18 protein-coding genes are annotated in these 20,777 nt (G+C 74.6%); 10 read left to right on the plus strand and 8 right to left on the minus strand.

All coding sequences use genetic code 11. The annotated features are described in order from the left end of the window. Positions 1-104: 104 nt before the first annotated feature. Together ACP7TJ_RS02570 and ACP7TJ_RS02575 are read left to right on the plus strand one after the other, a co-directional pair. A complete protein-coding gene (locus ACP7TJ_RS02570) occupies positions 105-1,241 on the plus strand; it encodes an aminoglycoside phosphotransferase family protein (protein WP_093768412.1) in 1,137 nt (378 codons plus the stop codon). A 300-nt stretch (positions 1,242-1,541) separates the two neighbouring features. After that, positions 1,542-3,506: an N-acetylmuramoyl-L-alanine amidase gene (locus ACP7TJ_RS02575; RefSeq protein ID WP_427761928.1), complete on the plus strand. Its 1,965-nt coding sequence runs from the start codon at positions 1,542-1,544 to the stop codon at positions 3,504-3,506. Positions 3,507-3,583: 77 nt separating this feature from the next. Here the strand turns inward: ACP7TJ_RS02575 and ACP7TJ_RS02580 are convergent, their stop codons facing one another. The 3 genes from ACP7TJ_RS02580 to ACP7TJ_RS02590 form a co-directional block, all read right to left on the minus strand. Beyond that, complete coding sequence (locus ACP7TJ_RS02580) at positions 3,584-4,081, minus strand: hypothetical protein (RefSeq protein ID WP_093768411.1); 498 nt, start codon at positions 4,079-4,081, stop codon at positions 3,584-3,586. Between the two features lie 89 nt (positions 4,082-4,170). Further along, positions 4,171-5,073 (minus strand): universal stress protein, encoded by a 903-nt coding sequence (locus ACP7TJ_RS02585; protein WP_189910470.1) that lies wholly within the window; start codon positions 5,071-5,073, stop codon positions 4,171-4,173. A 116-nt stretch (positions 5,074-5,189) separates the two neighbouring features. Then, positions 5,190-5,432, minus strand: a complete 243-nt coding sequence (locus tag ACP7TJ_RS02590; protein ID WP_006133802.1) for a DUF397 domain-containing protein — start codon at positions 5,430-5,432, stop codon at positions 5,190-5,192. A gap of 228 nt (positions 5,433-5,660) precedes the next feature. On the opposite strand from ACP7TJ_RS02590, the gene paaK reads away from it, so the two are divergent. Together paaK and ACP7TJ_RS02600 are read left to right on the plus strand one after the other, a co-directional pair. Continuing rightward, positions 5,661-6,962 carry a phenylacetate--CoA ligase PaaK gene (gene paaK, locus ACP7TJ_RS02595; protein WP_427761931.1) on the plus strand — a complete coding sequence of 434 codons (1,302 nt, stop codon included), beginning with the start codon at positions 5,661-5,663 and terminating at the stop codon, positions 6,960-6,962. Positions 6,963-7,084: 122 nt separating this feature from the next. Then, positions 7,085-8,857, plus strand: a complete 1,773-nt coding sequence (locus tag ACP7TJ_RS02600; RefSeq protein ID WP_427761932.1) for a serine hydrolase — start codon at positions 7,085-7,087, stop codon at positions 8,855-8,857. A gap of 24 nt (positions 8,858-8,881) precedes the next feature. Here the strand turns inward: ACP7TJ_RS02600 and ACP7TJ_RS02605 are convergent, their stop codons facing one another. From ACP7TJ_RS02605 to ACP7TJ_RS02615, 3 genes are all read right to left on the minus strand, one after another. Next, positions 8,882-10,450: a phytoene desaturase family protein gene (locus ACP7TJ_RS02605; protein ID WP_427761934.1), complete on the minus strand. Its 1,569-nt coding sequence runs from the start codon at positions 10,448-10,450 to the stop codon at positions 8,882-8,884. A 78-nt stretch (positions 10,451-10,528) separates the two neighbouring features. After that, complete coding sequence (locus tag ACP7TJ_RS02610) at positions 10,529-12,709, minus strand: tetratricopeptide repeat protein (protein WP_427761936.1); 2,181 nt, start codon at positions 12,707-12,709, stop codon at positions 10,529-10,531. Between the two features lie 118 nt (positions 12,710-12,827). Further along, positions 12,828-13,199 (minus strand): ferredoxin, encoded by a 372-nt coding sequence (locus ACP7TJ_RS02615; protein WP_093768493.1) that lies wholly within the window; start codon positions 13,197-13,199, stop codon positions 12,828-12,830. A 103-nt stretch (positions 13,200-13,302) separates the two neighbouring features. Between ACP7TJ_RS02615 and ACP7TJ_RS02620 the strand changes: the two genes are divergently transcribed. The 6 genes from ACP7TJ_RS02620 to ACP7TJ_RS02645 all read left to right on the plus strand — a co-directional run bounded on the left by ACP7TJ_RS02620 (position 13,303) and on the right by ACP7TJ_RS02645 (position 18,228). Continuing rightward, positions 13,303-13,665, plus strand: coding sequence for a DUF6479 family protein (locus tag ACP7TJ_RS02620; protein WP_244353754.1), 363 nt, complete (start codon positions 13,303-13,305; stop codon positions 13,663-13,665). A 419-nt stretch (positions 13,666-14,084) separates the two neighbouring features. Beyond that, positions 14,085-14,591 carry a SigE family RNA polymerase sigma factor gene (locus ACP7TJ_RS02625; protein ID WP_093768405.1) on the plus strand — a complete coding sequence of 169 codons (507 nt, stop codon included), beginning with the start codon at positions 14,085-14,087 and terminating at the stop codon, positions 14,589-14,591. A gap of 11 nt (positions 14,592-14,602) precedes the next feature. Continuing rightward, positions 14,603-15,094, plus strand: coding sequence for a cellulase (locus ACP7TJ_RS02630; protein ID WP_093768404.1), 492 nt, complete (start codon positions 14,603-14,605; stop codon positions 15,092-15,094). 147 nt (positions 15,095-15,241) lie between these two features. Beyond that, positions 15,242-16,492 (plus strand): glycosyltransferase, encoded by a 1,251-nt coding sequence (locus tag ACP7TJ_RS02635; protein ID WP_427761939.1) that lies wholly within the window; start codon positions 15,242-15,244, stop codon positions 16,490-16,492. Next, a complete protein-coding gene (locus tag ACP7TJ_RS02640) occupies positions 16,489-17,754 on the plus strand; it encodes a glycosyltransferase family 39 protein (RefSeq protein ID WP_093768402.1) in 1,266 nt (421 codons plus the stop codon). Before ACP7TJ_RS02635 ends, ACP7TJ_RS02640 begins: the two co-directional genes overlap by 4 nt. Positions 17,755-17,841: 87 nt before the next feature. Beyond that, positions 17,842-18,228, plus strand: a complete 387-nt coding sequence (locus ACP7TJ_RS02645) for a hypothetical protein (protein WP_266394965.1) — start codon at positions 17,842-17,844, stop codon at positions 18,226-18,228. Positions 18,229-18,303: 75 nt separating this feature from the next. Here the strand turns inward: ACP7TJ_RS02645 and ACP7TJ_RS02650 are convergent, their stop codons facing one another. Beyond that, complete coding sequence (locus tag ACP7TJ_RS02650) at positions 18,304-19,329, minus strand: hemolysin family protein (protein ID WP_189910462.1); 1,026 nt, start codon at positions 19,327-19,329, stop codon at positions 18,304-18,306. After that, complete coding sequence (locus ACP7TJ_RS02655) at positions 19,326-20,660, minus strand: hemolysin family protein (protein ID WP_167742670.1); 1,335 nt, start codon at positions 20,658-20,660, stop codon at positions 19,326-19,328. The genes ACP7TJ_RS02650 and ACP7TJ_RS02655 overlap by 4 nt, the downstream gene beginning before the upstream one ends. Positions 20,661-20,777 lie beyond the last annotated feature (117 nt).

A 20,777-nucleotide genomic window follows, 5' to 3' on the forward strand; every position in this document is an offset into this window, starting at 1 on the left:
ACCACGACCCCGTCGCCGCAGGGGCATTCCCCCAGGGTGCGGCCGGGCGGCCGGGTTGGGTGGTGCGCTGACGTCGCAGGCACACGAAGGGATCTGTATCACCCATGTACGCAGCATCGTCCTCCGTGTCCGCCCCGCCCCGGCCGCTGCGTCCGCGTCCGTCGGACAGCGGCCCCTACCTCGCCCCCGCGCGCCCGGCGGCCCCCGTGCTCGGCGCGGGCAACGCACGGCGCCTCGCGGGACCGGGCACCCAGCCGCTCAGCGGGAGGCTCGACCTGTCCGGCGCACAGGGCGCGCAGCTGCGCACGGCGCTCGCGTCGGTGCACCGCATCTGTCCGGAGTTCGCGCCGGTCCAGGTGCTGCGCCGCACCGGCCGGTCGGTCCTCCTGGTCGGCACCACGGGCCGCAGCACGGCGGTCGCCAAGTGCTTACTGGACCACTCCCCCGCGTGGAGCGAGCGCATCCGGCACGAGATAGCGGCATACCGCTCGTTCGTCCGGCAGCGTCCGCCCGTACGGGCGCCCCGGCTGATCGCAGCGGACCCGGACAACTGCACGCTCGTCATCGAGCGCCTGCCGGGACGAGTGGCGGCGCTCCAGCGGCATCCGGCTCAGGCGCCGCCGAGGGCGGACATCAGGGCGGCACTCGGCGCGATCTGCCGGCTCAACTCCTGGCGGCCGCCCGCCGGGACGTTCCACGCGCCGCTGGACTACGCGGCCCGCATCAACCGGTACCACGAGCTGGGTCTGCTCACCGACCGGGACCTCGGGGACCTGCAGAAGCTGCTGCACGGCATCGCCGTGGCGACGGGCCGGCAGGGCATGGGGCAGTTCTGCCACGGCGACGCGCTGCTCTCCAACATCCTCATCTCACCGGCCGGTCCGGTGCTGGTGGACTGGGAGCACGCGGGCTGGTACCTGCCGGGCTACGACCTGGCGACCCTGTGGTCGGTGCTCGGGGACGCCCCGGCGGCCCGGCGCCAGATCAGCCAGATCGCCCAGTCGGCCGGCCCCGCCTCGCGCGACGCGTTCCTGGTGAACCTGATGCTCGTGCTGACCCGGGAGATCCGCACCTGCGAGACGGCCGTGCAGCGTTCGATGCACGAGCCGGCGGCAGTGCCCGCGGGGGGCCAGCCGGGCGGCGTGCCGTCCGGTGAGGAGCAGCGGCTGCTGCTGCGCCGGCTGCACGACGACTGCCAGATGGCCCGCAAGGCCGTGCGCGCCGCGGTCGGCACCCGCTGAGCCGCGCGGCGCGACCGCCCCGCCGACGCCCGTACGACTGCCCGCAGGCGACGACCGCCGCGGGCAGTCGGGCCGTCCCGGGGCAGGGACGGTATACGGCCACATACGGCCCTCGCACGAGGGCGGGCGGGGACGCCACCGGTGTAGACCGCTGACGCGCCGCAGGTCCGCCGGGGCCCGCCACGAAACCTCGCCACACCCCGATTGACAAGGGAATTCGCCTCCTCCTGGGCATGATTGACGGATCATCGGCCTGCCGGTACCACTGACGGGTCGCACGACCGTCCCCAGGAGGCTGCATTGCGAGATCTCGCCACCGAGCCCGGCCGTGCGGCCGGGCCGTCCCAACGCGCCGTCCGGGGCGCCCTCGGCGCCCTGGCCGCGGCCGCGTTGACGCTGCCCCTGCTGGGCGCGGCGCCCGACCCGGCCCCGCCGGCCACCGCCCGGCTGCAACAGGCGTTCGCCTCCGCGGCGGCCGCGTACGACGTCCCGGAGAGCGTGCTGCTGGGCGTCTCCTATCTGCAGTCCCGCTGGGACGCGCACGGCGGCGCCCCGAGCGTCACCGGCGGCTACGGGCCCATGCACCTGACCGACGCGCGTACCGCGCTCGCCTCCGCCGGGCACCACGCGACCGGGTCCGAGGACCCGCGCGGCGACGACGCCCGTCCTACGCTGCGCCCCTCGGACCTCGGCCTGGACACGGCCGAGCTGCCGGACCGGCTGACCACCCTGCCGAGGGCGGCCCGGCTGACCGGCCTGGACGCGCAGACGCTGCGCGAGGACCCGGCGGCGAACGTGGCGGGCGGCGCCGCCCTGCTGGCCGAGGCGCAGCGCCGCCTGGGCGAGCCGGCCGGCGACGACCCGGCCGACTGGTACGGAGCGGTGGCGCTGTTCTCCGGCGCCGACGATCAGGCCTCGGCGACGGCGTACGCGAACGAGGTGTTCGCGGTGATCCGGGACGGCGAGGAGCGGGTCACGGACGCCGGGCAGCGGGTCGCCCTGGACCCGGACCCGGACCTGGCGCCCGACCCCTCGGCGCTGGAGCGCGCCGGGCTGCGCGAGGGCTCCTCGGCCGGCACGGAGTGCCCGCGGACGGTGTCCTGCGAGTGGATCCCGGCGCCCTACGAGGAGTTCGGCGACGGCGACTACGGCAACCACGACCTGGGGAACCGGCCCGCCTCGCAGCGGATCCGGTACATCGTCGTGCACGACACGGAGGGCGCCTGGGAGGGCGTCCTCGACATGGTCCAGGACCCGACGTACGTGTCCTGGCAGTACAGCCTGCGCTCCACCGACGGCCACATCGCGCAGCACGTGAAGGCGAAGGACGTCGCCTGGCACGCGGGCAACTGGTACGTCAACGCGGCGTCGATCGGCCTGGAGCACGAAGGATTCCTCACCGACCCGGACGCCTGGTACACGGAGGCCATGTACCGGTCCTCGGCCCGGCTGGTGACGTACCTGGCCGGCAAGTACGGCATCCCGCTGGACCGGCAGCACATCCTCGGCCACGACACGGTGCCGGGCACCACCACGGCCACCATCCCGGGCATGCACACCGACCCCGGCCCGTACTGGGACTGGCGGCACTACTTCGAGCTGCTCGGCAGCCCGCTGAAGGCCACGGGCACGAAGAACTCGGGAGTCGTCACGATCCGGCCCGACTACGCCACCCACCGGCCCGTCTTCACCGGCTGCGAGACCGCAGGGGAGCCCTGCGCCCCGCACGGGTCGAGCGCGGTGCGGCTGTACTCCGACCACGACGTGAACTCCCCGCTGATCAGGGACGTCGGCCTCGGCTCCACGCCCACCACCGGGGTGAACGACCTGTCCTCGCGGGTGTCCACGGGCCAGCAGTACGCGGTGGCGGACCGCTGGGGCGACTGGACGGCGATCTGGTACCTGGGGCAGAAGGCCTGGTTCCACAACCCGGCGGAGAACCCGGTCGCCGTGCCGGCCAGGGCGAGGATGATCACCCCGCGCGAGGGCCTGGAGTCCGTCCCCGTGTACGGGCGCGCGTACCCGGAGGCGTCGGCCTACCCGCCGGGGGTGCCGGCGCAGACCGTGTCGCCGCTGCCGTACAAGGTGCTCGCCGGGCAGCGGTACGTGACCGGCGGCAAGGTGCCGGCCGAGTACTACTACGCGGTGACCTTCGACCCGGCCTCGCACCAGGTGGTGCGCGGGAAGGAGCAGTACTACGAGGTCCAGTTCGGCCACCGGGTCGGCTTCGTGCGGGCGGCGGACGTGGCGGTGGTGTCGTCGTAGCGCGGGAGCGCCACCACGCGGCGGGCGCCCTCGGACCCATGAGGTCCGGGGGCGCCCGCCGTCGTCCGTGGGTGGGGTCAGCCCTGCTGGAACAGCTCCGCCGGCAGCGGCTTGAGGAGGGCGTACAGGTCGTCGGTGATCGGGCGGTCCCAGGCGGCGATGGTCACCAGGACGTTGTCGCTACGGTCGAACTGCACGCAGGAGATCCGGTTCTCGGACAGCTTGACGCGGCGGACGATCAGCAGGTTGTCGCCCTGCATCACGGGCACGTCCTCCGTGCCGACGACGGTGACCTCCTCGTCGTTCTCCAGCGCCAGCAGCAGCTGACCGACCTCGAAGGGCACCTCGCCCTCGGGGACGTCACGCGCCGGGGAGCCCTCGGGGAGGTTGCCGATGATCATCGCGGGACCACGGCCGCCGAACAGGTCGTAGCGCAGGAAGACGCCCTGGCAGGTTCCGTCGGGGGCGGGCAGCAGCCCCGCGCCCAGGTTGCCGGGCCAGTCGCCCGGGTCCATGGCCAGTACGTCGAAATCGGGCCCGGCGGGTGTGGCACTACGGCGGCGGAGGAACGACATGCCGCCATGGTACGTGGCCGGTACGCGATGCGGACGGTCGGGCGGAAGCCTCGTGGCCCCCTCCGGGGCCCGGTCCGGCGGTCCCCGGGTCACTCCTCGGCGGGTGCGGGCGGGACGACCGCGACCGGGCTCCGCGCGTGGAGCAGGACCGCCTGGGTGACCGAGCCCATCATGCGGGCGGGCGCGAACAGACGGCGGCGGTGGCGGCCCACCACGACCACCGAGGCGTCCGAGGACTCGCCGACCAGGTGACCGGCGGCGTCCCCGGGCAGGACGACGACCTCGGCGGCGACCTCCGGGTGCCGCTCGCGGCAGGGGGCGAGCAGACCGTCGGCGAGGACACGCGTCTCGTGCTCCATGGCCTCCTGGTCGACCTGCGCGGGCACCACCTCGCCGGGCAGCAGCACCGTCTGCAGCGGCCACGGGTACGCGGTGACGACGCGCAGGCCGGTGCGGCGCAGGGCGGCCTCGGTGAAGGCGAACTCCAGCGTCGCCGTGTCGGGGCTGTCGGCGCTCACCCCGACGACCACCGGGCCGTCCTGGTGCAGCGGCGCCTCCTCCTCGCCGCCGCGCCCCGGGCGGGGCACCACGACCACCGGGCACCCGGCGTCCCTGGCGGCGGCCAGGGAGTTCGACCCGAGCAACAGGCTGGCGAAGCCGCCGCGGCCCCGCGAGCCGAGCACCAGCAGCCGGGCCTCCGTGCCGGTCTCGGGCAGCAGCGCGCCCGGCACGCCCTCGGTGACGACGTACTCGACGGACGCCGTGCCGCCGAGTTCGTCCACCCGAGCGCGGGCCTGCGCGAGCACCGGGTCCTCGTCCGCGCCGGGGGGTCCGGCGTCCTGTGCGTCCTGCCGGGTGCGGGGCGGGTCCGCGCGGACGTGCAGGACGCGCAGGGTGGCCCTGTGCCGCCGGGCGGCGTCCAGGGCCCACTCCAGGGCGCGCAGTCCGTCCGAGGATCCGTCCACCGCCGCGACCACCGGCTGGTCGTCCATGTGCCTCGCCTCCGGATACGGCATCGGGTCCGCGCCGTTCCCTGGCGGTCCGGCGTGGCTCTCTGCTGATCACGTGTCCGGAAACGCGCGCGGCACACGTCGCGGGGCGGGTCGGGTCAGGTCAGGTCGAAGTCGCCCTCTCGCGCGCCCGACACGAAGGCGCCCCACTCGGCGGGGGTGAAGATCAGGGAGGGGCTCTCCGGCCGGCCGCTGTTGCGCATGGCGATGAAGCCCTCCACGAAGGCGATCTGGACATCGCCCAGACCCCTGCTGCCGGACTGCCACTGTGCGTTGCTGAGGTCCAGCTCGGGCTTGTCCCAGCCCGTGAGCGGGCGCTGCTGGGTGGTGCTCTCGGCCACGTCCGTGCTCCTCCCGGTTGTCGTCCGCGGCCAGCCTAGCGAGGGGTGTGTCCTGCGGACAGTGCACGTGAGGGGGGCGTTGCGGGCGCCACGCCCTTGGCCCCGTCCCTTCGGGAAAAGTGCAGGCCGGGCTCTTGCACCGGGCGGGGGCCGGCTGCGTTACTGGGGCCCGTGGCAAGCGACCGAATGATCGGTCGTCCGGAATGGGATGGTGAAGGGAAGGTCCTGATGACTCAGGCGGCGGACCTGCTGGACCCGGCGGAGCGGCTCGACCTCGACGGGTTGCGGGCCCTCCAGCTGGAGCGGCTGCGGAACTCCTTGCGGCACGCGTACGAGAACGTGCCGTTCTACCGGGAGTCCTTCGACAAGGCGGGCGTCCACCCCGACGACTGCCGTTCGCTGTCCGACCTGTCCCGCTTCCCCTTCACCACCAAGGCGGACCTGCGGGAGAACTACCCGTACGGGATGTTCGCCGTCCCGCGCGAGCGGATCCGCCGGCTGCACGCCTCCAGCGGCACCACCGGCCGCCCCACGGTCGTCGGGTACACGGAGAACGATCTGTCCATGTGGGCCGACATGGTCGCCCGGTCGCTGCGCGCGGCGGGCGGCAGGCCCGGCGACGTGGCGCACATCGCCTACGGGTACGGCCTGTTCACGGGCGGCCTCGGCGCCCACTACGGCGCCGAGCGGCTCGGCTGCACGGTGATCCCCGCGTCCGGCGGCATGACGTCCCGGCAGGTCACGCTGATCCAGGACCTGAAGCCGTCGGTCATCATGGTGACCCCGTCCTACATGCTGACCCTGCTCGACGAGTTCGAGCGCCAGGGCGTCGACCCGCGCTCCACGTCGCTGCGGGTGGGCGTCTTCGGCGCCGAGCCGTGGACGGAGCACATGCGCCGCGAGATCGAGGAGCGGTTCGCGATCGACGCGGTCGACATATACGGGCTGTCGGAGGTGATCGGCCCGGGCGTGGCGCAGGAATGCGTGGAGACCAAGGACGGGCTGCACATCTGGGAGGACCACTTCTTCCCGGAGGTCGTCGACCCGATCACGGGCGAGGGGCTGCCCGAAGGCGAGCAGGGCGAGCTGGTGTTCACCTCGCTCACCAAGGAGGCCATGCCGGTCGTCCGCTACCGGACCCGGGACCTGACCCGGCTGCTGCCGGGCACGGCGCGGGTGTTCCGGCGGATGGAGAAGGTGACCGGGCGCAGCGACGACATGGTGATCCTGCGCGGGGTGAACCTCTTCCCGACGCAGATCGAGGAAATCGTGCTGCGCACCCCGGGCGTGGCGCCGCACTTCCAGCTGCGGCTGACCACGAACGGCCGTATGGACGCGCTGACGGTGCGCGCGGAGGCCCGCCCGGACGCGGACGCGGCGACCCGTGAGGCGGCGGCCCGGTCCATCGTGCAGGCGGTGAAGGACGGCATCGGCGTCTCGGTCGGGGCGGAGATCGTCGACCCGGAGTCGCTGGAGCGGTCGGTGGGCAAGATCGGGCGCATCGTGGACCTGCGGGAGCGGCGGGACTGACTCGCGCCTCTGTCCACAGCCATTGACATCCGACACCCCTGACAGGAAAGTTTCATCCGGCGCGGCGATCTCCGGAAGTTACTTTCAGACGGCTCGGGGACAGGACTCGGGAGGGTGGACGGATGGCGAACGCGAGAGGGATGAGCCGGCGTCAAGTGGGCGTGGGGGCGCTGGCGTTGGGGGGTGCGCTGGCGTTCGCTGCGCTGCCCGCGGATCAGGCCGCCGCGGCGCCGTCCCGCGGGGGCGGCCGTCCCGCGCTGCGGCACGGGTCGGCGCGGGAGGCCGGGCTGCTGCCCGCGCCGCTGAGGCAACTCGTCGCCGACGCCGAGGCGTTCCTCCAGCCGTCCCCGCGACACCCCTGGTACGCGGGCGCCGTTCTGCTCGCCGGGCGGGGGCACACGGTGGCGCTGCACCAGCCCATCGGCATGGCCGTGCGCTACCAGGCGTACGACGAGGAGACGGACACCGGTGTCGAGTTCCCCGCGGACCGGCAGATCCCGATGGCCGAGGACACCGTCTTCGACCTGGCGTCGGTGTCGAAGCTGTTCACCTCGATCCTCGCCGTGCAGCAGATCGAGCGGGGCCGGCTGGCGCTGGAGGCGCCGGTCGCCTCGTACCTGCCGGACTTCGGCCGGGCCGGGAAGCAGGACGTGACGCTCCGCCAGCTCCTCACCCACACGTCCGGGTTCCGCGCGTGGATCCCGCTGTACGAGGCGCCGACGTACGAGGAGAAGGTGCGACGCGTCTACGACGAGGCGCTCGCCGCCCCGCCGGGCACCGCGTACCTGTACTCCGACCTGAACCTGATCTCCCTGCAGCTGGTGCTGGAGCACGTCACCGGCCGGCCGCTGGACGTGCTGCTCCGCGAGGAGATCACCGAGCCGCTCGGCATGCGCCGTACCCGCTACAACCCTCCGGCGTCCTGGAAGCCGAAGATCGCGGCCACCGAGGACGCGCGCAAGCCGTGGTCCGGGCTGGACCGCGGGCTGGTGTGGGGCGAGGTGCACGACGAGAACGCGTACAGCCTCGGCGGGGTCGCTGGCCACGCCGGTGTGTTCTCCGACGCGTGGGACCTGGCGGTCCTCGCGCGGACCCTGCTCGACGGCGGTGTCCACGGCCGGAACCGGATCCTGCGCCCGGAGTCGGTGGAGCTGATGTTCACCGACTTCAACACCGCGTTCCCGGGCGACGAGCACGGTCTGGGCTTCGAGCTCCACCAGCACTGGTACATGGGCGCGATGGCCACCCCGCGCACGGCCGGCCACACCGGTTTCACCGGCACCGCGCTGGTGCTCGACCCGACCACCGACTCGTTCCTCGTGGTCCTCGGCAACTCCGTCCACCCGGTGCGCAGATGGCGCTCCGGTTCGGCGCCCCGGGTGGCCGCCGCCAACCAGCTGGCCCGCGCGGTGCCGGTCCGCCCCGCCCGGGGACGCACGGCGTGGTTCTCCGGGATGGCGAGCGCGGCCACCGCGACCCTCGCCCTGCCGGCGCTGGACACCTCGTCCGGCGCGGCCCGGCTGAGCTGCGCGCTGTGGTGGGACACCGAGCCGAGGGCCGACGTCCTGGTGCTGGAGGCCTCGGCGGACGGCGGGACGACCTGGGAACCGGTGCCGTTCACGACGCGGCGGCGCGGCGCCGGTCCTGAGCAGCACCCCGGGGGCACGGCCACCGGCTGGTCGGGCCGCGTCTGGCACGATCTGACCGCCGATCTGCCGGCCGCGCCCGGCCTGGTCGTGCGCTGGCGGTACACCACGGACCGCCTGTACGTCGGGCGCGGCGCCTACGTCGACGGAATGCGCGTCGAGAAGGGCCGGCGGCCGCTCTTCGACGAGGCCCGCCCCGCCGACGCGGCCCTGCTCCGGGCGGAGGGCTGGAGCCGGGAGGACGGCTGAGGCGGACCCCGGCCGGCCGGGCCCTCAGGCCTGGCCGGCCTCCAGCACGGCCATCGCCGCGTTGTGCCCCGGCACCCCGCTGACCCCGCCGCCGCGCACCGCTCCGGCGCCGCAGAGCAGCACATTGGCGTGGGCCGTCTCCACGCCCCAGCGGCCGGTGCCGTCCTGGGCGTGGGGCCAGGACAGGTCGCGGTGGAAGATGTTGCCGCCGGGCAGCCCCAGGTCGCGTTCCAGGTCGAGCGGCGACTTGGCCTCGATGCAGGGGCGGCCGTCGGCGTCCGTGGCGAGGCAGTCGGCGATCGGCTCGGCCAGATGGGCGTCGAGCTGGGCCAGCGTCGACGTCAGCAGCTCCTCGCGCACCGCGTCGTTGTCCCGCTCGAACAGCCGCGCGGGGGTGTGCAGTCCGAACAGGGTGAGGGTCTGGTAGCCCTGCGCCGCGAGCTCGGGCCCGAGGATGGACGGGTCGGTGAGCGAGTGGCAGTAGATCTCCGAGGGCGGCGCGTCGGGCAGCCGGCCCGCGGCGGCCTGGGCGTGCGCGGTGGCCAGCTGCTGGTAGCCCTCGGCGATGTGGAAGGTGCCGGCGAACGCCTCGCGGGGGTCGACGGAGCTGTCGCGCAGCCGGGGCAGCCGCTTGAGCAGCATGTTCACCTTGAGCTGGGCGCCCTCGGCGTGTGGCGGGGGCGTGTCGCCGGTGAGCCGCGCCAGCTCCTCCGGGGAGGCGTTGACGAGGACGTGGCCCGCGGTGACGACGCCCTCGCCGTCGGCCGTACGGTGGGTGACCTCGGCGGTACGGCCGTCGGTCTCGATGCGCACGGCCTCGTGGCCGGTGGCGATGACGGCGCCGGCCGCGCGGGCGGCTTCGGCGAGCGCGTCGGTGACCGCGCCCATTCCGCCGACCGGGACGTCCCAGGCGCCGGTGCCGCCGCCGATGACGTGGTAGAGGAAGCAGCGGTTCTGCTTGAGGGACGGGTCGTGGGCGTCGGCGAAGGTGCCGATGAGGGCGTCGGTGAGGACGACGCCCCGCACCAGGTCGTCGGAGAAGCGCTCCTCGACGGCGACGCCCAGGGGCTCCTCGAAGAGGATCCGCCAGGCCTCCGCGTCGTCCACCGTGCGGCGCAGCTCCTCGCGGGTGGGCAGCGGCTCGGTGAGGGTGGGGAAGACCCGGCGGGCGACCCGGCCGGTCAGGTCGTAGAAGCCCTGCCACGCCTGGTACTCGCGGTCGGAGCCGGTGAGCCGGACGAACGCCTCACGCGTGCGCTCCTCTCCGCCGCCGACGAGCAGGCCGGTGGGCCGTCCGTCGCGCTCGGTGGGCGTGTACGAGGAGATGGTGCGGGTGCCGAGCCGGACGTCGAGCCCCAGGTCGGTGAGGATCTTCCGGGGCAGCAGGCTGACCAGGTACGAGTAGCGGGACAGGCGTGCGTCGACGCCGGCGAAGGGGCGGGTGGAGATCGCCGCGCCGCCGGTGTGGTCCAGCCGCTCCAGCACCAGTACGGAGCGCCCGGCACGGGCGAGATAGGCGGCGGCGACGAGACCGTTGTGGCCTCCGCCGACGATGACGGCGTCGTACGTCCGGGACTCCTGGGCTGCGGTCATGCCTCTTCGTAACACGTGATGATCGTCCGCGGCCAGAGGGGACCGGGGGCGGACGGCCGGGAGCGGAGGAGAAACGGACTATGCGCCTCCGGCCAGCCCGTGTCCGCGCGGCGACGCCAGCCGTCCGTACAGGTCCGCCGCCTCCCTGAGGTGGCCCAGGCGCTCCAGGCAGTGGGCCTCGTCCTCCCGGGCGGCGAGCGTGTCGGGGTGGTCCGGGCCGAGGGCCCGTTCCCGGGCGTCGGCCACCCGCCGGTACTCGGCGAGCGCGTGCGCCCAGTCGCCCAGCCAGCCCAGCGCGACGGCGACCTCGCGGCGGCTGACCAGGGTGTCCGGGTGCTCCGGGCCGAGCACCCGCTCGCGCAGGGCGGCCACCTCCCGGGACTCGGCGAGGGCGTCCGTCCACCGGCCGAGCCGGCCGAGGCTGACCCCGGCGCCGTGCCGGGCGCGCAGCGTCTCGGGGTGGTGGGGGCCGTGCACCCGGGTGCGGTCCGCGACCAGGCGGCGGTACACGTCGAGGGCCTGACCGGCGCGCCCGAGGCGGCCGAGGCCGACGCCCATCTCGTGCCGGGCGGCGAGCGTGTCGGCGTGGTCGGGACCGAGCACGCGGGTGCGGACCGCGGCCACGTCGCGGTAGGTGTCCAGGGCCTCCTTCCAGCGGCCCAGGCGGCCGAGGACGTAGGCGGCCTCGCACCGGGTGACGAGGGTGTCGGGGTGCTCGGGGCCGAGCACCCGGGCGCGCGCCTCGGCCACTTCGCACGCCATGGCGTGGGCGTCCTCCACGCGGCCGAGTCTGCTGAGGCTGAGGGCGAGGTTGTGCCGGCAGCGCAGGGTGTCGGGGTGGTCGGGGCCCATGGTCCGCTCGCGGGCCTCCAGCACCGACAGGTACACACGGTGGGCGTCGGCCGGGCGGCCCAGCCGGGCGAGGACGTACCCCATCTCCTGACGCGCGGCGAGGGTGTCGGGGTGGTCGGGTCCGAGGACGCGGATACGGGCCTCGGCGACGTTCTTGTAGGCGCGCAGGGCGTCGGCGGGCCGGCCGGTGCGGCCGAGGGCGAACGCCGCCTCGTAGCGGCTGGCGAGGGTGTCCGGGTGCTCCGGGCCGAGGAGGCGCTCGCGTTCGGCGGCGATCTCGCCGTGCAGCTCGCCGGCCTCCTCCCAGCGGCCGAGGCGGCCGAGGCGGAGGGCGGCGTGGTGGCGCTCGGCGAGGGCGGTGAGGACGGTCGGCGAGGGGGTGGGCCGGGGGTCGTCGGCGGAGGCGGGCGGCGCGGCTCCGGCGACGCGGACGGCGTTCACCCCGCGGCTCCAGGACGGCAGCCGCTCGGGGCGTCCCGCCGCGTCGGCCGTAGGTCCGGGGGACGGCCCGCGTGCGGGACCCGGGAGCGCCGGGCGCCCGGCCGTGCCCGGCGCGGACCGTAACTCCTCGATGCGTCCGGCCAGTTCGACGGCGCTGTCCGGACGGTCGGCCGGGTCCTTGGCCAGCAGGTCGAGGATGACGCGCTCCAGCCGCTCGGGCAGCTCCGCGCGGTGGCGGCGCGGCGGCCGGGGCGGGGTGTCGCGGTGGCCGACGAGGACGGCCCAGGGGTCGTCCAGGTCGAACGGCGGCGCCCCGGTGGCGATCTCGTAGAGCACGCATCCGAAGGAGTACAGGTCGCTGCGCCGGTCGACCTCTCCCCCGGCGATCTGTTCCGGCGACATGTAGTGCGGGGTGCCCATGGCGACGCCGGTGCCGGTGAGCCGGGAGGTGAGGCCGATGTCGTGCCCGAGGCGGGCGATGCCGAAGTCGCAGATCTTCACCGTGCCGTCGTCGAGCCGCACGATGTTGGCCGGCTTCAGGTCGCGGTGCACGACGCTTTGGCCGTGGGTGTAGGCGAGGGCGGCGGCGACCTGGGCTGCCACCTCCACCACCTCGTCGACGGGCAGCGGGTGGTGCTTGTTGTCCTCCAGGAGCCGGCTGAGGTCACGGCCCTGGAGCAGCTCCATGACCAGGTGGAGCACGCCCTCCGACTCGCCGAAGTCGTGCACCACGGTGATCCCGCGGTGCTGAAGCGAGGCCGCCACCCGCGCCTCGCGGCGGAACCGCTCGCGCAGCACCCGCCCGGACGTCGGGTCGCGCTGCGAGCCGAGCGGGTCGAGGAACTTCACCGCGACCTGTCGGCCGAGCGCCTCGTCGCGCGCCCGCCAGACCTCCCCCATGCCGCCGCGTCCGATGCGGTCCAGCAGCCGGTACCGGCCGCCGATCAGCCTTGTGCCGTCCCCCATGTCCTACGCCGCCCCCGTCGCAGTCCGTCCGGCCTCCCCCTGTCTCGTCCAGTATGGCGACAACCCGTCCGCATTCGTACGGGGCCGGGCGGCGGCCGGGGCGGGGCGGAAGGGTGGGTCAGTCGAGGGTGTCGAGGAATTCGGTGCAGGCCCGGGCGCAGGCGCGGCAGGCCTCCGCCGTGCGTTCCGCGCCGGGGTGCCCGTCGAAGACCTGGGCGCTCTCCAGGCACACCTGACGGCACCACTCGACCTGCATCCGGATGGTGGCCTCGTCGGCCTGGTTCTGCTCGGACAGCACCCGGCAGGTCGCGTCGCAGACCTCCGCGCACATGATGCCCTTGCGTCGTACGAGTTCCTGGTTCTCGGCGCCGTCGGGGTCCACGAGGCCGGCCCGGCTCGCGCAGGCCCGGGCGCACTCGGTGCAGGCCTGGGCGCAGGCGAACCGGTCCTCGAGGAACCGGAACAGCTCCTCCTGCGATGTCGTCGTCACACCGCGCGGGTTGCCGATGTGCGGGGCGTCAAACCGTCGGACGTCGAACACGGTCTGGTTCGGGGCGGGGTCCCGGGGTACCCGCGAGGACATGATGAACGCGATGGAGACAGCCGACCTGGCGGCGGGACGCGGTGCCATGGGCGCCGGTCTGGTGGTGGCCGGGATCGTGGTCCTGGCGCTGCTGATCGGCATGTTCCTGTTCGGCAGCCGCAGGGTGCGCGCCAACGACTCGCGCCGGCCGCGGCCCGAGGAGCAGCCCCGGATGCCCGAGGGCGGTCCGGTCCGTGAGGTGCGGGAGCACCGGGAGCCGGAGGAGATGCCCCGGACCGACGAGCGGCTGACCCCGCACGAGCTGAAGGGCCACGGCAACGCCGGCACCCGCACCGGCGCCGGTGAGGGGCGTCCCCGCTGGGACGAGGGCGGCAGCGGAGGCTTCGGCAGCGGCGGGCCCGGCGCCCACTGACCCACGGCAACGACGACGGCCCCGGCATCCGCCGGGGCCGTCGTCGTGTCAGCGGCCGAGGTCGACCGGGGGATGGCCGGAGCGCCCGCCCTGCGCACCTCGGCCAGCAGGTCCGGCAGTTGCGGCGGCCACGACGGCTCGTGACCGGCCGTCAGTTCGGCCGGCGAGCGCCACCACGGACACAGCACGCCGTCCTCGGTCATGAGGTCGGTCCACCCGGTCTCCTCCCGCGCCTCCCGCCCGGCGGCCTCCAGCGGTGACCCGCCCGGTTCCGGCTCCAGCACCGCGACGCGTGCTGCTCGTCCGGGCATGCGCGTTTCGGGACGTGAGGCGGGTCACAGCTGTTCGCTGCATCGTTTCCCCCTCCCCAGTGCCTTCTTCCAGGTGCAAGGGCTTGTACGGACACGGGGCGGTAAGGGATGCAGCGGTTTCGGGCCGACGGCTTCGACGAGTTCGTGGCCGCCCGCTGGTCGGCGCTGCTGCATGTCGCGCGTCTGCTCACCGGCGGCGACCGCCAGCGCGCCGAGGACCTGGTGCAGGAGTCCCTGGTGAAGCTGTGGTTCGCCTGGCCGAAGGTCGCCGAGCAGGCGCCGGAGGCGTACGTCCGTCAGGTGCTGGTGCGGCTGGCCGCCCGCTCGGCCCGGCGGCGCTGGTGGGGCGAACGCCCCGTGGGCGAACTCCCCGACCGGCCAGGACCGGGCGACGTGTCCGCGGCCGTCGCCGAACGCTCGCGCCTCGAATCGGCCCTGGCCCTGCTGACGCCCCGGCAACGGGCGGCCGTGGTGCTGCGGTACTACGAGGACCTGCCCGAGGGCCAGGTGGCGCAGGCGCTCGGCTGCCCCGTGGGCACGGCCCGCTCCCACGCGTCGCGCGGTGTGGCGCGGCTGCGGGAGATCCTGTCCGACTCCGCCCGGCCCGTGAAGTGAGGGGAGCAGCGATGGACGACTTCGAGCGCGAGCTGACACGCATGATGCGCGAAGGCCGGGCGCACACCCCCTTCGACCCCGGGCGCCGCGCACGCCTGTACGAGGGCATCCGGGCCCGCCGCCGGACACGGGTGCTGGTGCGGGCGGGCGGTTCCGCCCTCGCGGTGGCCGGGCTGAGCGTCGGTCTGGCCTTCCTGCCGCACCTCGGCTCCGGCCCCGCGCCGGCCGACCTGCCGCTGCCCGCGACCGGGTCGACGGCTCCCCCGCGCTCCGGTGGACCCACCGGGACCGCGTCCGGCACCGCGGAGCCGAGCACGTCGGCGCCGCCGACCCGGGGTACCGGGGCCGGTACGCCGGGCGACACCCCCCCGGGGACGACCGAACCGGCCACGACGGCCCCCGGCTCGACGCCCTCGGGACCCGTGTCCCCGCCGGCGACGGAGCCGGGAACCTCCGGGCCCAGCCCCGGCAGCACCCCGACCTACCCGCCGCCGAGCGGGTGACGCCGCACGGGCGGCCGTAGGCCCGGCCCGGCTCTCCGCACCCCTCCGCCTGCCGCACCCCGGGCCACCCGACGGGCGTACTTGGCATGCCCATACCAATCCCACCGTCCCCTCGACCCCAGGCGTACGCCGGAAAAGGACCCCGTCATGAGAACCGTCCGGCGGCCCGCACCGCCCCTCGAGCCCGTGCTCCCCCACCCCGAGCCCGTCCTGGAGGTGGTCGTGCCCGTGCACAACGAGGAGCACGACCTCGAACCCTGTGTCCGGCGGCTGCACGCCCACCTCGCGGAGACCTTCCCCTACCCGTTCCGGATCACCGTCGCCGACAACGCCAGCACCGACCGGACCCCGTGGATCGCCGCCCGCCTGGCCGCGGAACTCCCCGGCACCCAGTGGGTGCGGCTGGAGCAGAAGGGACGCGGACGCGCCCTGCACACCGCCTGGTCCCGCTCCCCCGCCCCGGTGCTGGCGTATCTCGACGTGGACCTGTCCACCGACCTCGCGGCGCTGCTGCCGCTGGTCGCCCCGCTGATCTCCGGCCACTCGGACCTCGCGATCGGCACGCGTCTCGCCCGTGGCTCACGGGTGGTGCGCGGGCCGAAGCGGGAGATCGTCTCCCGCTGCTACAACGGGCTGCTGCGCGGCACCCTCTCGGTGGGGTTCACCGACGCGCAGTGCGGTTTCAAGGCGGTCCGGCGGGAGGTGGCCGAGCGGCTGCTGCCGCTGGTGGAGGACCGGGAGTGGTTCTTCGACACGGAGCTGCTGGTGATCGCCGAGCGGGCCGGGCTGCGCATCCACGAGGTGCCGGTGGACTGGGTGGACGACCCCGACAGCCGGGTGGACCTCCTCCCCACGGCACTCGCGGACCTGCGCGGCATGGCCCGGCTGGGGCGGGCGCTGGCGCGCGGCCGGCTGCCGCTGGCCGCGCTGGGCGGCGCCGGGACGACGGCCGGCGCCGCCACGGTCCCGCCGCCCGGCCGGCTCGCGCAGCTGCTCCGCTTCGCCGCCGTGGGGGCCGCCGGCACGCTGCTGCACCTCGCCCTGTACGTGCTGCTGCGGCCGGCCGCCGGGGCCCAGGCGGGCAACGCGTTCGCCCTGCTCCTGTGCACCGTCCTCAACACCGCCGCCAACCGGCGCTTCACCTTCGGCGTGCGCGGACGCGCGGGGCTGCCGGCCCACCATCTCGGCGGCCTGCTGGCCCTGCCGGCCGGTCTCGCCCTCACCGGCGGTGCGCTGGCCGTCCTGCGCCACACGGCCCCGGGCGCCGGTCCCGGAACCGAGCTGCCGGTGCTGGTCGCCGCGAACCTCGCCGCCGCCCTGCTCCGCTTCCACCTGCTGCGCGCCTGGATGCTCCCCGGCCGCGGCTCCCGCCGTACGACAGGGACCTCCGCCTCATGAGCAGCACGACGACCCGCCTCCCCGGACCGGGGGCGGCCCCCTCCGCCGCGCCGTCCGAGCCCGCGCCCGGTCCGCGTCAGCGGCTGCGCCGCCTCGCCGCCCGCCTCGGACCCGTGCTCGCCGTGTACGGGGTGCTCAAGCTGGCGGGCTTCACCGTGTTCCTGGCGCTGTTGGACACGGCCGGCGACTTCCGGGAGAAGCACCCCCGGTTCGGCGGCGGCGCGCACCCGTGGGACGTGCTGGGGAGCTGGGACGGCTGGTGGTACCAGCAGATCGCCCTGCACGGTTACGACCCCGCCCTGGAGCCGGTCCCCGGGGCGACCGGGCTGATCACGCTGGAGGGCAACTCGGCGGCGTTCTTCCCGCTGTACCCGGCGCTGATGCGGCTGGTCTCGGAGGTCACCGGGCTCGGCCCGTACGGCGCCGGGATGGCCGTGTCCGTGGTGTGCTCGTTCGTCGCCGCGCTCGGCATCCACGCCGTGACGGCGCGGCTGGGCGGGCGCCGGGCCGGGCTGGTCGCCGTCGGCCTGTGGGCGGTGTGGCCGGGGTCCGGCACGGAGTGGGCGGTGTACTCCGAGTCGCTGTACACGGCGCTGGCCGCCTGGGCGTGCTGGGCCGTGACGACCCGCCGCTGGGCGGCCGCCGGGGTGCTGGTCCTCGCCGCCGGGCTGACCCGGCCGACGGCGGTCGCCCTGGTCGCGGCGCTCGCCGTCGCGGGCCTGGTCGCGGTGGTCCGGCGGCGGGAGGACTGGCGGCAGCCGCTCGCCGCCGTGGCGGTCGCCCCGCTGGGCGTGGCCGGCTATCTGGCCTGGGTGGGGTACCGGATGGGCGACTGGGGCGGGTACACCACGCTCCAGGAGGGCGCCTGGGGCCACACCTTCGACTACGGCCGGCACAGCCTCGACGTGCTGACCTCCGTGCCGGTGGGCCACTTCGACTACCTGTTCGCCATGCCGATGGAGGACACGATCGGCGTCGGGGTGGTGCTGCTGGTGCCGGTGCTGACCGTGCTGCTGGTGCGGCTGCGGCCGCCGTCCGTGCTGGTGGTGTACACGGTGCTGTCGTACCTGACGGTGATGGGCACGCAGCAGTACTTCGGCAACGTCTCGCGCTATCTGCTGCCGCTGTTCCCGCTGTTCGTGCCGCTCGCCGTGGCCATGCGGCGGCTGAGCGGGCCCGTGCTGACCGCGGTGCTGGGCACGGCGGCGGTGGCGTCCGGGTCGTACGCCGGGTACGTGCTGTTCGAGCTGGGTGTGCCGTAGGCCCGGTGGCGGGGCGGGCCGTCCGCCGCCGGGTGGGCGGCAGCCCCGCGCAGTACGCTGAGCGCAGTCGGCCACCGGGAGCCTTCGATGGGGAAGCGCGGGAAGCACGCACGTCGATCCGTCGCCGCCGCGACCGAGCTGTGCGATCTCTGCGCGAGAACGTTCCCTGCTCAGGAGGCGGTGTGCGGTCATGTGGCCGACTCCTCGGCCGTGCATCCCGACGACCCACTGCACGACGGTCTGCGCCGCGTCACCGCGTGCTGCGAGGCCCACCTGGAGCTGGTCCGCGCCGCCTACCGGCAGCGGCCCTTCGTCCAGGAGGAGCTCTGGGCGGGCAAGATCAGCCGCGTCCTGACGTCCCGCCGCCCGGTCCTCGCCCTGAGGGAACTGGCCTGCCGTACGGGGCTGGACGAGCACGACATCCGCAGGGCCATCGCCTGGCACAACGAGCGGCGGCGGCGCATGGACGCCTGACGGCCCGCGCACAGGACCGCGGCCCCGGCCGGACAGATGTCCGGCCGGGGCCGCGGGGTGCCGGCGGAGCGGGCGTCAGGCCGTGGCCGGGGCCGCCGGGCCGACCAGTTCCGTCAGGACGTCCTCCATCGTCACGAAGCCGATGACCTTGCCGTTCTCGCCGACGGCCGCGGCGAGATGGCTGCCCTCCGCGCGGAGCGCGGTGAGCGTGTCGTCGAGCGGGGTGTCGATCCGGACCCGGGTGACCTTGTGCAGCGCGGTGCGCGGGAACGGGCGGTCCCGTTCGGTCACGCCGAGGGTGTCCTTGATGTGCAGATAGCCCAGGAGCGCGCCGTCGGGGCCGGTGACCGGGAAGCGGGACAGGCCCGCCTCGGCGGCCACGCGCTCCAGGCGTGCCGGGGTGACCGTGTGGTCGACGGTGTGCATCCGCCGGGCCGGGACGAGGATCTCGCCGACCGGGCGGGTGCCCAGCTCCAGCGCGTCCCGCAGCCGCTCCCCGTCCGCCGGGGTGAGCAGTCCGGCCTCGCTGGAGTCGACGACCATCCGGGCGAGCTGGTGGTCGGTGAACACCGACTCCACCTCGTCCTTCGGTTCGACCCGCAACAGCCGCAGCAGGACGTTGGCGAAGGCGTTGATGCCGAACACGAAGGGCCGCAGTGCCCGGGTCAGCCACACCAGCGGCGGGCCGAGCAGCAGCGCGCTGGGCACGGGCGCGGCGAGCGCGATGTTCTTCGGCACCATCTCGCCGATCAGCATGTGCAGATACGTGGCGAGGGTCAGGGCGATCACGAACGCGATCGGGTGCACCAGCGCGTCCGGGACGTTCAACGCCTCGAACGGCGGCTCCAGCAGATGCGCGATGGCCGGTTCGGCGACCGCGCCGAGCACCAGCGAGGACACCGTGATGCCGAGCTGAGCGGTGGCCATCATCGCGGACAGGTGTTCCAGCGCCCAGAGGGTCATCCTGGCGCGCTTCTCGCCCGCGAGGGCGCGCGGCTCGATCTGGCTGCGGCGCACCGAGATCAGGGCGAACTCGGCGCCCACGAAGAACGCGTTGGTCAGCAGGGTGAGAACGCCGATGGCGAGCTGCAGGACGGTCATCGGGCCTCCTCCATGACCTCGTCGCGTACGGGGGCGGGGGCGGTGACGCGTATGCGGTCGGCACGGTGGTGCTCGACCTCCAGCACGTCGAGCCGCCAGCCGTCGACGTCCACGGAGTCGCCCTTGACGGGGATCCGGGCCAGGCGGGTGGCGATCAGTCCGGCGACCGTCTCGTACGGGCCGTCCGGGGCGGTGAGGCCCAGGGCGGTGAGCCGGTCGATACGGAGGCCGCCGTCGGCCTCCCACACCTCGCGGCCGTCGGCCGTGGGGAGTGCGGGCGCCAGCTCCGGCACCTCGACGGGGTCGTGCTCGTCGCGGACCTCGCCGACGACCTCCTCGACGATGTCCTCCACGGTGGCGACGCCCGCCGTGCCGCCGTACTCGTCGATGACGACGGCCATGGCGCGGTGGGCGCGCATGCGCTCCAGCAGCCGGTCGGCCGGGAGGCTGTCGGGGACCAGCAGCGGCGGTGTGGTCAGCTCGGTGACGGGCGTGGTGGCGCGCCGCTCGGGCTCCAGGGCCAGCACGTCCCGGATGTGGACGGTGCCGACGACCTCGTCCAGGCTGTCGCGGTACACCGGGAAGCGGGACAGGCCGGTGGCGTGGCTGAGCGCGGCGGCGTCGGCGGCGGTGGCGTGCGCCTCCAGGGCGCGGACGTCGACCCGCGGGGTCATCACGTTCTCGGCGGTCAGCTCGCCCAGGTGCAGGGTGCGTACGAACAGCTCCGCCGAGTCCGCCTCCAGGGCGCCCTCGGCGGCGGAGTGCCGGGCCAGCGCGCTCAGCTCCTCGGCGGTGCGGGCGGACGCCAGCTCCTCCGCGGGCTCGAGGCCGAAGCGCCGCACGAAGCGGTTCGCGGTGCCGTTGAGGTGGTTGATGAACGGGCCGAAGGCGGCCGTGAAGGCGCGCTGCGGTCCCGCGACGACCTTGGCGACCGCCGCGGGACGCGAGATGGCCCAGTTCTTCGGGACCAGCTCGCCGATCACCATCAGCACCACCGTGGACAGCGCCACGCCGAGCAGCGTCGCCACGGTCGGGGCGGCGGAGCCGAGGCCGGCCGCCCGCAGCGGGCCGCGCAGCAGGGCGGAGAGGGACGGCTCGGCGAGCATGCCGATCACCAGGGAGGTGACGGTGATGCCGAGCTGGGCGCCGGACAGCTGGACCGTCAGGCGGCGTACGGCGGCCAGCGCACCGGCCGCGCCCCGCTCACCGGCGTCGGCGGCGCGCTCGAGTTCGGCGCGCTCGACGGTGGTGAGGGAGAACTCGGCCGCGACGAACACCGCGCAGGCCAGCGTCAGCAGCAGGGCGAGCAGGAGCAGCAGGATCTCGGTCACCGTGCCACCCCCGCTCCCTGTCGGGCCGCATGACGCGGACTGCGGGTGGTGGCACGGTTACTACTGGGAGGATCACCCATCGGGGGACCGTCGCTCCTTTTCGAACAGTACGAAGAT

This window comes from Streptomyces sp. DSM 41931, assembly GCF_050271085.1.
Lineage (GTDB): Bacteria > Actinomycetota > Actinomycetes > Streptomycetales > Streptomycetaceae > Streptomyces > Streptomyces albogriseolus.